The 12,739-nt window shown below is 70.0% G+C and carries 11 protein-coding genes and 2 tRNA genes; 4 read left to right on the forward strand and 9 right to left on the reverse strand.

The window, feature by feature from the left end; translation table 11 throughout:
• The first annotated feature begins 47 nt into the window (after window positions 1-47).
• The gene (locus EDC36_RS02445) at window positions 48-1,043 is read left to right on the forward strand and encodes an NADPH:quinone oxidoreductase family protein (RefSeq protein WP_132961667.1); all 996 of its coding nucleotides are present in this window, start codon (window positions 48-50) and stop codon (window positions 1,041-1,043) included.
• Window positions 1,044-1,199: 156 nt separating this feature from the next.
• Window positions 1,200-2,615, forward strand: a complete 1,416-nt coding sequence (locus EDC36_RS02450) for a sodium:solute symporter family transporter (RefSeq protein WP_185971239.1) — start codon at window positions 1,200-1,202, stop codon at window positions 2,613-2,615.
• Here the strand turns inward: EDC36_RS02450 and EDC36_RS02455 are convergent.
• The 9 genes from EDC36_RS02455 to uvrC form a co-directional block, all read right to left on the reverse strand.
• Window positions 2,564-3,655, reverse strand: coding sequence for a nucleotidyltransferase family protein (locus EDC36_RS02455; RefSeq protein ID WP_165902792.1), 1,092 nt, complete (start codon window positions 3,653-3,655; stop codon window positions 2,564-2,566). The genes EDC36_RS02450 and EDC36_RS02455 overlap by 52 nt on opposite strands.
• Window positions 3,656-3,728: 73 nt before the next feature.
• A tRNA-His gene (locus EDC36_RS02460) sits at window positions 3,729-3,804 on the reverse strand.
• A gap of 28 nt (window positions 3,805-3,832) precedes the next feature.
• Entirely contained in the window at window positions 3,833-5,758 is a 1,926-nt protein-coding gene (locus tag EDC36_RS02465; protein WP_132961669.1) for a SurA N-terminal domain-containing protein, read from the reverse strand.
• 103 nt (window positions 5,759-5,861) lie between these two features.
• Window positions 5,862-5,937, reverse strand: a tRNA-Val gene (locus tag EDC36_RS02470).
• Between the two features lie 14 nt (window positions 5,938-5,951).
• The gene (locus tag EDC36_RS02475) at window positions 5,952-6,227 is read right to left on the reverse strand and encodes an HU family DNA-binding protein (protein WP_132961670.1); all 276 of its coding nucleotides are present in this window, start codon (window positions 6,225-6,227) and stop codon (window positions 5,952-5,954) included.
• Between the two features lie 68 nt (window positions 6,228-6,295).
• Complete coding sequence (locus tag EDC36_RS02480) at window positions 6,296-7,402, reverse strand: tartrate dehydrogenase (RefSeq protein WP_132961671.1); 1,107 nt, start codon at window positions 7,400-7,402, stop codon at window positions 6,296-6,298.
• A gap of 39 nt (window positions 7,403-7,441) precedes the next feature.
• Window positions 7,442-8,332: a DMT family transporter gene (locus tag EDC36_RS02485; RefSeq protein ID WP_132961672.1), complete on the reverse strand. Its 891-nt coding sequence runs from the start codon at window positions 8,330-8,332 to the stop codon at window positions 7,442-7,444.
• 8 nt (window positions 8,333-8,340) lie between these two features.
• A complete protein-coding gene (gene pgsA, locus EDC36_RS02490) occupies window positions 8,341-8,907 on the reverse strand; it encodes a CDP-diacylglycerol--glycerol-3-phosphate 3-phosphatidyltransferase (RefSeq protein ID WP_132961673.1) in 567 nt (188 codons plus the stop codon).
• A 50-nt stretch (window positions 8,908-8,957) separates the two neighbouring features.
• Window positions 8,958-10,904, reverse strand: a complete 1,947-nt coding sequence (gene uvrC, locus EDC36_RS02495; protein ID WP_132961674.1) for an excinuclease ABC subunit UvrC — start codon at window positions 10,902-10,904, stop codon at window positions 8,958-8,960.
• Between uvrC and earP the strand changes: the two genes are divergently transcribed.
• Window positions 10,903-12,033 (forward strand): elongation factor P maturation arginine rhamnosyltransferase EarP, encoded by a 1,131-nt coding sequence (earP, locus tag EDC36_RS02500; protein ID WP_132961675.1) that lies wholly within the window; start codon window positions 10,903-10,905, stop codon window positions 12,031-12,033. The genes uvrC and earP overlap by 2 nt on opposite strands.
• Before the next feature lie 63 nt (window positions 12,034-12,096).
• On the forward strand, window positions 12,097-12,651 hold the full coding sequence (gene efp / locus EDC36_RS02505) for an elongation factor P (protein WP_132961676.1): 555 nt from the start codon (window positions 12,097-12,099) through the stop codon (window positions 12,649-12,651).
• The last annotated feature ends 88 nt before the right edge of the window (window positions 12,652-12,739 follow it).

A 12,739-nucleotide genomic window follows, 5' to 3' on the forward strand; every position in this document is an offset into this window, starting at 1 on the left:
CCTGCCCCGCTAGCATCGGGGCCCGGACCACCGAAGGAGACATGCCGATGCAAGCCTGGCAGTGCGACCAACCCCTGGGCGTCGAAGCCCTGCGCTGGACCACCCTACCCACGCCCGAGCCGGGCGCGGGCGAGGTGCTGGTGGACATCGAGGCCGCCAGCCTCAACTACCCGGACCTGCTGATGATCCAGGGCCGCTACCAGCACAAGCCCACGCCGCCGTTCGTGCCCGGGGCGGAGTTTGCCGGGGTGGTGCGCGCGGTGGGCCCTGGTGTGACCACCCTGCAACCCGGTCAGGCGGTGGCGTGCCTCAGCGGCACCGGTGCGTTCGCCACCCAGGCGGTGGTGCCGGCGGCGCTGTGCGTGCCCCTCCCTCCCGGGATGGCGCTGACCGACGCCGCCGCGTTCATCATGACCTACGCCACCTCGTACCACGCGCTGCTGGACCGCGGCGCGCTGCGCGCCGGCGAAACCGTGCTGGTGCTGGGCGCCGCGGGCGGCGTGGGCACGGCGGCGATCCAGATCGCCCAAGCGGCCGGCGCCCACGTCATCGCCGCGGCCGGCGGGGCCGACAAATGCGCGCTGGCCCAGCGCCTGGGGGCCGACGCCGTGCTGGACTACCAGCAACACGCCCCAGACGGCAGCCTGCGCGAGGAACTGAAGCGCTTGACACACGGCCGCGGCCCGGACGTCGTGTACGACCCGGTCGGCGGCGCGCTGGCCGAGCCCGTGTTTCGCTCCATCGCCTGGCGCGGCCGCTACCTGGTGATCGGCTTTGCCGGCGGCCCCATCCCCAGCCTGCCGTTGAACCTGCCGCTGCTCAAAGGCGCCTCCATCGTGGGGGTGTTTTGGGGTGAGTTCGCCCGCCGCGAACCGCAGGCCAACGCCACCATGCTGCGCACGCTGCTGCAGGGCTACCAGCAGGGCCTGTACCGCCCGGTCATCGACAGCGTGCTGCCGATGACCGAACTGCCCCAGGCGCTGGCCCGCATCGCCGCGCGCCAGGTGCGCGGCAAGCTGGTGCTGCGCAACGCCAGCGCCTAAAATGCCCAGCCTCTGAGTCGCCAGGGGAGCCGGCGCACGTGCCTGCCGCCAAGCGCGGTGGATGTGCCCCGGCTGAGAGTGGACGCCAGGCCATGGGGGCCGAGGTCCAGACCCTTGGAACCTGATCCGGTTCGTACCGGCGCGAGGAAGTGCGACATGACAAGCGGATGGGCGATGGCCGCGGTGGCCGCGGCGTTGGTGGGGTTTTTGTTCATCGGTTTGCGCGCGCGGCGCACCGACGAAGGGCTGGACGACTACCTGACCGCGCGCCACAGCCAAGGGGCGGGTACGTTGGCGCTGTCGTTTGTGGCGTCGGGCCTGGGGGCGTGGATCTTGCTCGTACCGCCCGAAGTGGCCGCCTTCGTGGGGCCGCTGGCGTTGGCCGGCTACGCGCTGGGGGCGGCGCTGCCGTTTGTGCTGCTGGCCTGGGCCGCCCCCGCGCTGCGGCGGCGTTTGCCCGCGGGCCGCAGCCTCACCGATTACGCCGGTGAGCGCTTCGGCACCCCGGTGCGCCTGTGGGTGCTCGGGCTGGCGCTGCTGTACATGCTTTGTTTTCTGACCGCCGAGTTGACCGCGTTGAGCAGCATCGTGGCGCTGCTGACCGGCGCCGATGGCCGCTGGGCCATGCTGGCGGTGGCCGGCGTCACGCTGGCCTACACCACCTGGGGCGGCCTGCGCGCCAGTCTGGCCACCGACCGCTGGCAAGCATGGTTGCTGCTGGTGCTGCTGGTGGGCGTCGCGACGCTGGCGCTGACCCAACCCGGCCCGTCGGTGACCGTCACGCCCAGCGCCCCGGCCGATGCCCCGCTGGCCGTGGGGCTGTCGGTGGCCGCCACCCTGGTGATTGCCGTCACGGCGGCCAACCTGTTCCACCAGGGCTACTGGCAGCGTCTGTGGGCCGCCACCGACACGCAGGCGCTGCACCGCGCCGCGTGGGCCGGGGCACTGGTCAGCGCGGGGGCCATCGCCGTGGTCGGCGCCTTGGGCATCGTGGCCGCGTTGCGCGGGCTGCCGTTGGGCCAGCCGCCGGTGCCGCTGTTTGCGTTGGTGCAGCAAGGTCCGGCCTGGGGGCTGTGGGCGGTGCTGCTGCTGGCGGTGGCGCTGGTGGCCTCGTCGGTCGATACGCTGCAAAGCGGCATCGCCTCGCTGCTGGTCACCCAGCACCGCGGCACCACGCTGCGCGGCGCGCGCTGGGCCACGGTGCTGCTGATGGTGCCGGTGCTGCTGGTGGCGTGGCAGGGTCTGTCGGTGCTGCGGTTGTTCTTGGTGGCCGACTTGCTGTGCGCCACCGCCGCGGTGCCGTTGCTGCTGGGCCTGCACCCGCGCGTGCCGCGCCACGCCGCGCTGGCCGGCATGGTCGCCGGCGTGGTCGGCGCGGTGCTGCCCGACGCGCTGGCCAGCGGCAGCCTTGGGCAAGGCATTGTGGCGGCCACCTTCCCGGCCAACGTGCCCACGCTGGCCCCGTTTGTTGGGGCGTTGCTGGCCTCCAGCGCGGTGACGCTGCTGCTGACCTGGCTTGATCAGGCGCGCGCGTCGCCCCAGCGCAGCGGGCAGCGGTCGTCGCCCACGTAAGTGGCGCGGCCCCAGCGGTCCACGCAGTAGCTGGGTGACACGATCATGTCCTGAAACAGCATGCCCGCGCCGATGCGGGTGTACTCGAACAACACGCTGCGCTCGATGCGCGAGCCGGCGCGCAGATGCGAGCCATGGCCGATCCAGGCCGGACCGACGATCGAGCAATCCGGCTCCAGCCGCACGCTGGAGCCTATGTACACCGGCCCGGTGATGTGCACGCGCTCGAAGTCGATGCGGGTGTTGAGCCCCACCCACACGCCCGGGCGGATTTCGGTGCCCGGCATGCGCATGTCGGCGATCTCGCCGCTGAGCACGCGCTGCAGCACCGACCAGTAGTCGCTCACACGGCCGATGTCGATCCAGTGAAACGGCCGGCTCTGCGCGTAAAACGGCAGCCCGCGCTGCACCAGCAGCGGAAAGAGCTGGCTGCCGATGTCAAACACCTGCCCCGACGGCACGAGGTCCAGCACCGCTGGCTCGAAGATGTAAATACCCGTGCTGGCCAGGTTGGAGCGCGCTTCGTCCGGTTGGGGCTTTTCCTGGAACGAGCGCACACGCCCATCGTCATCGGCCACGACGATGCCATAGTTGCTGACCTGCTCACGCGGCACCGGCAGCGTCACCACCGACGCCAGCGCCCCCTTGGCGCGGTGCTCCTGCAACGCGGCCGTGATGTCCAGGTCCACCAAGGCATCGCCGCACAGCACGATGGTAGTGTCGTCAAAGAAGCCGCTTTGGTCCTGGATGCGCTTCATGCCCCCAGCCGAGCCCAGCGGCCGCGGCAGGATGTCGCCGTGCTCGTACACGCCTTCGTAGGAATAGCCAATTTCGACGCCCCAGCGCCGACCGTCACGGAAGTATTGTTCGATCTTGTGGTGGTTCCACGCCACGTTGACCATGATCTGCCGCACCCCGTGCGCGGCGAGGCGCTCGATCAGGTACTCCATCACGGGCTTATCCAGGATCGGCACCATGGGCTTGGGCCAGTCCTTGGTCAGGGGACGTACGCGGGTGCCCTGTCCCGCCGCCAATATCATGCCTTTGGCCATTGTTGTTGGTGGTGCAACAAAAAAGCCCAGGCCTGGGTGGCGCTGGGCTTGAAGAACATACTGGGGTGGCTGATGGGACTCGAACCCACGACAACCAGAATCACAATCTGGGACTCTACCAACTGAGCTACAGCCACCGTGTAAAGCCCGCATTATAGCGGTGAATCACCCCGCTGACCGAGGCTGCGCCCCCGCCGGCACGAGGATTTCGACCTTGTAGCGCTGGCGCAGCGCTTGCAGCAGCGCACGCGCTTCGCCGTCACCCCACAGTCGCGTGAGTTCGTGCGTCAAAGCCTCCTGCTGCGCAGCCGGCACCTCGGCGCGGGCCGCGCGCCGCACCCGCAGCACCATCGCACCTTCGTCGCCCAGGTCAACGAGCGTCCAGGCTGGAGCGTCGCCCTGCAGGCGCACGCTCAGCGCAGCCCGCAAGGCCTTCGGGGGCAAGCCCTGCGCGTCCTGACGCGACACCACCACCGGCACACGCAGCGCCGTGTCGGCGGGGGGCTGTGCTTGCCACTGGGCCAAACGGGCCTGGGCGTCGTCCAGCGCGGCCTGGCGTGCGCGCTCGGCCACCAGGCGCTGACGCACCTGCGGCGCCACCGCCTCCAGCGGCTGGCGCTCGGCCTTGCGGTGCTCGACCACGCGCACCGCCAGCACGCGGCCGCCGCGCAACTCGATGGGGCGGCTGTTGAGTTTGCGCGTCAGCGCCTCGTCGTCGAAGATCGCACGCAACGCCGCCGGATCCGCCAGCACGGGGTCGACGTCGCCCTCCACCGGCCCTTGCCGCTGCACCGTGGCGCGCCGCACGCGCAGCCCCAGCGCCTGCGCCGCCGGCTGCAAGCTGTCGGCTTGCTCGTAGACCAGGTTGCCAAAGCGCTCGGACGCCTCGGCGAATTGCCGCGCAGCCTGCTGCTGGCGCCATTGGTCGGCCAATGCGGCACGCATTTTTTCAAAAGGCTCCACCGGCTGCTGCCGCACGTCCAGCACACGGATGATGTGCAGGCCAAAGTCGGTTTCGACGATGTCCGACACCTGCCCCTTGGCCAGCGCGAACACGGCGTCCTCAAAGGGCTTGACCATCGCGCCACGGCCAAACCAGCCCAGGTCGCCACCTTGGGCCGCCGACCCCGGGTCCTGCGAGTGTTGTCGCGCCAGCTCCGCGAACCGCTCGGGGTTGGCGCGCACTTCGGCCAGCAGCCGCTCGGCCTCGGCACGCACACGCGCCTTGTCCTCGGGCTTGGCGTCGGGCGCCAGCGTCAACAGGATGTGCGCGGCACGCCGTTGTTCGCGCTGCGCGGCCGCGGCCACGTTGGTGTCGTAATACTGCCGCAGCTCATCCTCGCTGGGCTGCAGGGTGCGCGCCAAGGCGTCGCGGTCCAACACCAGGTATTCCACCACCGCCTGCTCGGGCGAGCGGAACGCGTCGGCATGCTGCTCGAAGTACGCGCGCAGGTCGTCATCCGACACCCGCACCGCGGCCATGTGGTCCGCCGCACGGAACGCGGCCACGGCCACCTCGCGGCGCTCGAACCACGCCGCCGTGGCCAGTTCGACACTGGCCTTGGGCAGCCACGCGCTGGCGGCGACCATCTCACCCAAGCGCTGGCGCTGCAGCGCGGCCCGCACCAGCGCCTCGTACTGCTCGGCCGTCATGCCCTGGCTGCGCAGCAGGTCTTGGTAGCGCTGCGTGTCCAGCGTGCCGTCGGGCTTGCGCAGGCTGGCGATCGTTGGATCCCGCAGCAACTCGGCCGCCAAGCGGCGATCGCTGACCAGCAACCGCATGTCAGCGGCCGCTCGGGTCAGCACGCGCTCGGTCACCATACGCTCCAGCGTCGCGCGACGGCTGTCATCGCTTTCCAGCAGCGCGCGGTCCACCCCCGGCATCGCGGCCGCCAGCCGCTCCACTTCACGCCGGTGGACGGCCTCCCACTCGGTGCGGGTGATGCGCTCGCCCGCGACCCGGGCCACCGGCTCGGCGCGCTCGCGAAAGCTGGTGTAGCCCTGCACGCCGAAGAAGATGAACGAAGGGATGATCAACAACATGAGCAGCGCCATCAGCAGCTTCATGTTGTTGCGAAAAACGTCGAACATGGGTCGTGCGCGGTATCAAAAACAAAAGGGCGCGACATCTTAGCATCGCGCCCTTGTTGAGTCGGGGCGCCGTTGCCCCGATGGCATGGATGGAACCGGTGGGTGGTGGGTGCTGACGGGATCGAACCGCCGACCTACGCCTTGTAAGGGCGCCGCTCTACCAGCTGAGCTAAGCACCCGGTCCGCTACCGGGTCAGCCGTTGACGCTGTCTTTGAGCATCTTGCCCGGACGAAACTTCGGTATTTTAGCCGCTGGGATCTCCACTTCCTCGCCGGTGCGGGGGTTGCGGCCTTTGCGCGCGGCGCGCTCCTCAACGCCGAAGGTGCCAAACCCCACCAGGGTCACCTCACCGCCGCGTGCCAGGGTCGTGGTCACACCCTGCAGCAGCGCGTCCAGCGCGCGCGCCGCCTGTTGCTTGGTCAGCTCGGCGTGCTCGGCGATGTGTTCGATCAGTTGTGCTTTGTTCATCGTAGGCTCTCCGCGTGTCCGGCTGCGGGCGCCGCAACCGGCGAAAAAGCGCCGTATTCTAGTCGTGCTCAGGCGCCATGCCGCAGTGCGTCGGCGACAGCGCGTCCCACGTCGGTGGTGCGGTCGTGCCCCCCCAGGTCTGGGGTGCGCGGGCCGCCACCGGCCGGGTCCAACACCGCCTCGATGGCGCGCAAGATGGCGTCGTGCGCCTGACGGTACCCCAAAAAGTCCAGCATCAGCGCGCCCGACCAAATTTGCCCGATCGGGTTGGCGATGCCGCGCCCGGCGATGTCCGGGGCGGAGCCGTGCACCGGCTCGAACAGCGAAGGGTGGCGCCGCTCGGGGTTGAGGTTGGCCGACGGCGCAATGCCGATGGTGCCGGTGCACGCGGGCGCCAGGTCGCTCAAGATGTCGCCAAAGAGGTTGCTGGCCACGACGACGTCGAAAGCCTCGGGCCGCTGCACAAAGTGCGCGGTCAGGATGTCGATGTGGTATTGGTCCACCTGCACGTCCGGGTAGGCCGCCGCCATGGCGCGCACCCGCTCGTCCCAGTACGGCATCGTGATGGCGATGCCATTGGACTTGGTGGCGCTGGTCAGGTGTTTGCGCGGGCGCGAGCGCGCCAGCTCGAACGCGTAGCGCAGCACGCGGTCCACCCCGTGGCGCGTCATCACGGTTTCCTGCACCACCAGCTCGCGCTCGGTGCCTTCGAACATGCGCCCGCCGATGCTGGAGTACTCCCCTTCGGTGTTTTCGCGCACGATCAGCATGTCGATGTCGCCCGGCGCGCGCGGCGTGCCGTCGCGTCGCACCAACGGCGAGCGCACCCCGGGCATCAAGCGCGCGGGGCGCAGGTTCACGTACTGGTCGAACGCGCGCCGAAACTGCAGCAGCGAGCCCCACAGCGAGACGTGGTCGGGAATCTTGGCCGGCCAGCCCACGGCGCCAAAAAAGATCGCGTCGTGCCCGCCGATGCGCTCGCGCCAATCGTCCGGCAGCATCTGGCCGTGGCGCTCGTAGTACGGCCAGCAGGCAAAGTCGAAGTGATCGAACGCCAGGCCGATACCGAAGCGCTCGGCCGCCGCCTGCAGCACGCGCAAGCCCTCGGGCATCACCTCGGTGCCGATGCCATCGCCAGGGATCACCGCGATGCGGTGCACACGTTGGGTCGTCATCTCACACTCACCTCCTCCAAGGGCATCGGACGCCGGCCCTCAACGCCCGCCGCGCACCACCAGCGCCACGCCCAGCGCGGTCAGCGCCGTGCCGGCCAGCGTGGTGGGCGTGATCGGCTCGCCAAACAGCACCCAGGCCAGCACCGCCGTGCAGGGCGGCACCAGGTACATCAGGCTGGTCACGCTGGCCGCCGCACCGCGCTGGATCAGCAGGTACAGCAGGGAGCTGCCGCCCAGCGTCAGCCCCAGCACCGACCACGCCATGGCACCGGCGGACTGCGCGTTCCAGTGCATCGGTTCGGCCTCCAGCAGCGCCAGCGGCAGCGTCACCAGCAGCGCCGCGCCCAGCTGCACGGTGTTGGCGGTGCGCACGTCGCACGGCCGCACGTGGCGCTTTTGGTACAGCGTGCCCACGGTGATGGCCAACAGCGCCCCCACCGCGTAGGCCAGGTTCAACGGCGTGGCGCTGTCGCCGGGGCCGCCGTGGCCGAACTTGTGCCACACCACCAGCACCAGGCCCACCAAGCCCAACAGCAGCCCCAACCACTGGCGCGGCGTGACGCGCCCGCCCGTGGCCGACAACCACACGGCGGTGAGCACCGGCTGCAGCCCGACGATCAGCGCCGACAGGCCCGCCCCCATGCCCGCTTTGACCGCCGCCCACACCCCGCCCAGGTAGCCGGCGTGCATCAGCACCCCTGTCAAGGCCAAATGCCCCCACTGCGCGCGCTCTCGGGGCCACGGCACGCGCGCCAGCGCGATCCACGCCCCGAACGCCGCGATCGACAGCGCGTAGCGCCAAGCCAAAAACGTCATCGGCGGCGCGTGGGGCATGCCGTAGCGCGCCACGATGAAGCCGGTGCTCCAGATCAGCACAAACACCGCCGGCATGGCGCGGATCCACAGCGAATCGGTCTCGGAGGTGGTCATCGCGGTCTTCAGCGCGCGCGGGCGCGGATTTCGGGCAGGGCTTTTTGCAGGTAGTACACCATCGACCACACCGTCAACACCACCGCGGCCCACAACAACAGCGTGCCCCACCAGCGCGTATCCACGCCCCACAGCACGCCGTCGTACAGCAAAAAGGGAATGGCCACCATCTGCGTGGCGGTTTTGAGCTTGCCCACCATGTGCACGGCCACGCTGCGCACGGCGCCGATCTGCGCCATCCACTCGCGCAACGCCGAAATCGCGATTTCGCGCCCGATGATGATCAGCCCGGCAAACACATCGGCACGCCCCAGGTGCACCAGCACCAGGATGCAGGCGCTGACCAGAAATTTGTCCGCCACCGGGTCCAAAAACGCACCGAAGGCCGAGGTCTGGTTGAGCCGACGCGCCAAGTAGCCATCGGCCCAGTCGGTCAACGCGAACACAATGAACAGCGCCGTGGCCACGGTGTTGCGCCAGCCCTCGGCGGTGCCGGGCAGGTAAAACACCGCCACGATCAGGGGGATGGCGGCGATGCGCGTCCAGGTCAGCAGCGTGGGCACGGTGAAAAACATGGCCCCGCCATTATCGGGGCTGCCGGGGCGCCCAGCACGTCACCGCTGCATCAGCGCAACGCCTGGTGGATGGTCTCGGCCAGCTCGCGCGAGATGCCCTCGACGCTGGCCAGCTCGTCGACGCTGGCCGCCGCCACCCCGCGCACGCCGCCAAACCGCGCCAGCAGCCGCGCGCGCCGCTTGGGGCCCACGCCCGGGATATCCTCCAGCCGGCTGGCGCCGGTGCGCGCCTTGGCGCGGCGCGCCCGCATCCCCGTGATGGCAAAGCGGTGCGCCTCATCGCGGATCTGCGCCACCAGCAACAGCGCGCTGGACTGCGCGCCCAGCGCCACCTTGGGGCGGCCATCGGCGAACACCAGCTCCTCCAAGCCCACTTTGCGTCCTTCGCCTTTTTCGACGCCCACCAAGCGCCCAGGATCCAGGCCCAGCGCCTCGAACACCTCGCGCGCCACGCCCACCTGGCCCACGCCGCCGTCGATCAGCACCACGTCGGGCAGCCGCGCCTGCGCGTCGTCGCCCTCGTCGCCCCCGCGCTCGGCCAACGCCGCGGCCACGCGCGCGTAGCGGCGCTGCAGCACCTGGCGCATCGCCGCGTAGTCGTCGCCGGGCGTCACGCCCTCAACGGTGTAGCGGCGGTATTGGCGCGGCTGCAGCTGGTGCTGCTCGTACACCACGCACGCCGCCATCGTGGCCTCGCCCGCGGTGTGCGAAACGTCGAAGCACTCGATGCGCAGCGCCGCCAGCGCCTCGGGCGTGTTGGCATCCAGCCCCAGCGCCTGGGCCAAGGCGCGCGTGCGCGCCTGCTGCGAGCCTTCCTCGGCCAGCAGGCGCGCCAGTTGCAGCTCGGCGTTGCGCTGCGCCAGCTCCAGCCACACGCGGCGCTGCTCACGCGGCTGCCACACCGCGCGCACGCGGGTGTGCCAGCGCTCGCCGAGCGCCTGCAGCAGCCCTTCGTCCACCGGCGCGCCCAGCACCAGCACGGGCGGCGGCGCCACCTCGCTGTAATGTTGGGCAATGAACGCCTCCAGCACGCGTTGCGCCGGCTCGGCGCCCTCCTCCACATCGGCCAGCGCCGCGCCGTCTTCCACGTGCGCGGGGAAGCTGGGCCGGTCACCCAGGTGGCGACCACCGCGCACCATGGCCAGGTTGACGCAGGCGCGCCCGCCCTGCAGCTGCACCGCGATGATGTCCACGTCCTGGTCGTCGTAGGCCTGCATCGCCTGCTGCTGCAACATCGTCGACAGCGCCGCGATCTGATCGCGCACCTGCGCCGCCTGCTCAAACGCCCATTGCTCGGCCAGCGCCTGCATGCGCGCCTGCAGCGCGTCCAGCACCTGTTGGCTGCGCCCTTCCAAAAAATCGCACGCCGCGCGCACGTCGGCGGCGTACTCAGCCGGGCTGATCGCCCCCACACACGGCGCGCTGCAGCGCTTGATCTGGTGCAGCAGGCACGGCCGCGTGCGGTGCGCGAACACGGTGTCTTCGCAGGTGCGCAGCCGAAACACCTTTTGCAGCCACTGGATCGTTTCCTTGACGGCCCAGCCGTTGGGGTACGGCCCAAAATACCGGTGCGGCCGCTGCGCCGGGCCGCGGTAGTACGACACGCGCGGGTAGTGCCCGGGGTCGGGCGGCTGCGCCGCCGTAGCCCCCGCCGCCCAGGTGCTGCCGCTGATGCGCAGGTAGGGGTAGCTTTTGTCGTCGCGAAACAGGATGTTGTAGCGCGGCTGCTGCGTCTTGATGAGGTTGTTTTCCAGCAACAGCGCCTCGGCCTCCGAACGCACCACGGTGGTTTCCAGCCGCGCGATCTTGGCCACCATGTGACCGATGCGCGTGCCGTCGTGGGTTTTCTGGAAATAGCTGCTGACGCGGCGCTTGAGGTCGCGCGCCTTGCCCACGTACAGCAGCTGCCCGGCGGCGTCGAAAAAACGGTACACCCCGGGCAGCGCCGGCAACGCCGCCACGGTGCGCAACAATTCGTCGCTGTGGACCGATGACATGGATGCGCATTTTCCCTCACCCACGCCGCTGCGCTGGGACGTGTACTGCCACGTGATCGACAACTGGGGTGACGTCGGCGTGACCTGGCGCCTGTGCCGTCAACTGGCCGTCGCCGGGCACCCGGTGCGGCTGTGGATCGACGACGCCAGCGCGCTGGACTGGATGGCCCCCGGCGCACGGCAGGGCCACTGGCCCGGCGTCACCGTGCACCCCTGGCCGCGCACCGATCCGATGGCACGTCCCCCGGCGGGCCTGCCCAGCGCCGACGTGCTTCTGGAAACGTTCGGCTGCCAGATCGACGACGCCTGGGTGGCGGCGCGCCTGCCCCCCCAGGCCGACGATGGGCGCCCCACGCTGTGGTTGAACCTGGAGTACCTGAGCGCCGAGCCGTGGGTCGAGCGCAGCCACGGCCTGCCCTCGCCGGTGCTGCACGGTCCGCTGGCCGGGCGCACCAAATGGTTTTTCTTCCCCGGCTTCACGCCGGCCACCGGCGGGCTGCTGCGCGAGGACGACCTGCTGGCGCGCCAGACGGCGTTCGATCCGTCGGCCTGGCGTCGCGCGCACGGCCCCCACGATGGCCCTTGGGTCAGCGTGTTTTGCTACGAACCTGCGGCGCTGCCGACGCTGGTGCGGCAGCCCGCCTTGCATGGTGCACGTTGGCTCGTGGCCCAGGGGCGCAGCGCCGACGCCTGGCGCTCGCTGGTGCCCGCCGTGCCCGCGGGCGCGCGCGTGGACGTGGCGCCGCTGGTGCCGCAGGACGCTTTCGACGAGCGCCTGTGGGCCTGTGATCTCAACCTGGTGCGGGGCGAGGACTCCCTGGTGCGCGCGCTGTGGGCGGGGCGCGCCTGGCTGTGGCAACTGTACCCGCAGGACGACGATGCCCACCACGCCAAGCTGGAAGCGCTGCTGGCGTGGGCCGACGCTCCCGCGTCGTGGGCGGCGTGGATGCGCACCCTCAACGGTGTGCCCAGCGCGCCGCCGCCTGCGCTGACCAGCGCGGTGCTGGCCGAGTGGAGCGCGCTGGCCCAACACCTGCGCCAGCGCCTGCTGGCCCAAACGGACCTGCTGACGCGGCTGCTGGCGTTTGTGCAGCGCCAGCGCCACGCGGGCGCTTTCGCCTCACCTTGAATGGCGCCGCCAAGGTACAATATAAAGTTTGCTTAACCCCTAGGCTTACGAAACCCGCTTGCCATGAAACTCGCTCAAGAAATCCGCGCCGGCAACGTCATCATGCACGGCAAGGACCCGATGATCGTCCTCAAAACCGAATACCAGCGCGGCGGTCGCGGCGCGGCCACCGTGCGCATGAAGCTCAAGGCCCTGCTGAACAACAGCGCCACCGAAGTCGTCTTCAAGGCCGACGACAAGCTCGACAACATCATCCTCGACAAAAAGGAGTGCACCTACTCGTACTTCGCCGACCCGATGTACGTGTGGATGGACGCCGAGTACAACCAGTACGAGGTCGAAGCCGAGAACATGGGCGACGCGCTCAACTACCTCGAAGACGGCATGACCGCCGAGGTGGTGTTCTACGAGGGCAAGGCGATTTCGATCGAGTTGCCCACCACCGTGGTGCGCGAAGTCACCTGGACCGAGCCCGCGGTCAAGGGCGACACGTCGGGCAAGGTGCTCAAGCCCGCCAAGATCGCCACCGGCTTCGAGGTGCAGGTGCCGATCTTCGTCGAGCAGGGCGACAAAATCGAAATCGACACCCGCACGGGCGAATACCGCAAGCGCGTCTGACGCGCTGCGCCGTCGCCCCCGGCCCCTCGGCGGGGCCCGTGCGCGGCCTGCGTGCCGCCGCTGCAGGCCCCCACGCGGGGCCTTTTGC

Source organism: Tepidimonas ignava (genome assembly GCF_004342625.1).
GTDB lineage: Bacteria > Pseudomonadota > Gammaproteobacteria > Burkholderiales > Burkholderiaceae_C > Tepidimonas > Tepidimonas ignava.

What these genes read in the sequence shown, in the direction of transcription:
- EDC36_RS02475 (WP_132961670.1), bottom strand. Translation starts at nt 6,227, where the DNA reads ATGAACAAAGCACAACTGATCGAACACATCGCCGAGCACGCCGAGCTG.
- EDC36_RS02445 (WP_132961667.1), top strand. Translation starts at nt 48, where the DNA reads ATGCAAGCCTGGCAGTGCGACCAACCCCTGGGCGTCGAAGCCCTGCGC.
- uvrC (WP_132961674.1), bottom strand. Translation starts at nt 10,904, where the DNA reads ATGTCATCGGTCCACAGCGACGAATTGTTGCGCACCGTGGCGGCGTTG.
- EDC36_RS02450 (WP_185971239.1), top strand. Translation starts at nt 1,200, where the DNA reads ATGACAAGCGGATGGGCGATGGCCGCGGTGGCCGCGGCGTTGGTGGGG.
- EDC36_RS02465 (WP_132961669.1), bottom strand. Translation starts at nt 5,758, where the DNA reads ATGTTCGACGTTTTTCGCAACAACATGAAGCTGCTGATGGCGCTGCTC.
- EDC36_RS02455 (WP_165902792.1), bottom strand. Translation starts at nt 3,655, where the DNA reads ATGATATTGGCGGCGGGACAGGGCACCCGCGTACGTCCCCTGACCAAG.
- EDC36_RS02485 (WP_132961672.1), bottom strand. Translation starts at nt 8,332, where the DNA reads ATGACCACCTCCGAGACCGATTCGCTGTGGATCCGCGCCATGCCGGCG.
- efp (WP_132961676.1), top strand. Translation starts at nt 12,097, where the DNA reads ATGAAACTCGCTCAAGAAATCCGCGCCGGCAACGTCATCATGCACGGC.
- earP (WP_132961675.1), top strand. Translation starts at nt 10,903, where the DNA reads ATGGATGCGCATTTTCCCTCACCCACGCCGCTGCGCTGGGACGTGTAC.
- EDC36_RS02480 (WP_132961671.1), bottom strand. Translation starts at nt 7,402, where the DNA reads ATGACGACCCAACGTGTGCACCGCATCGCGGTGATCCCTGGCGATGGC.
- pgsA (WP_132961673.1), bottom strand. Translation starts at nt 8,907, where the DNA reads ATGTTTTTCACCGTGCCCACGCTGCTGACCTGGACGCGCATCGCCGCC.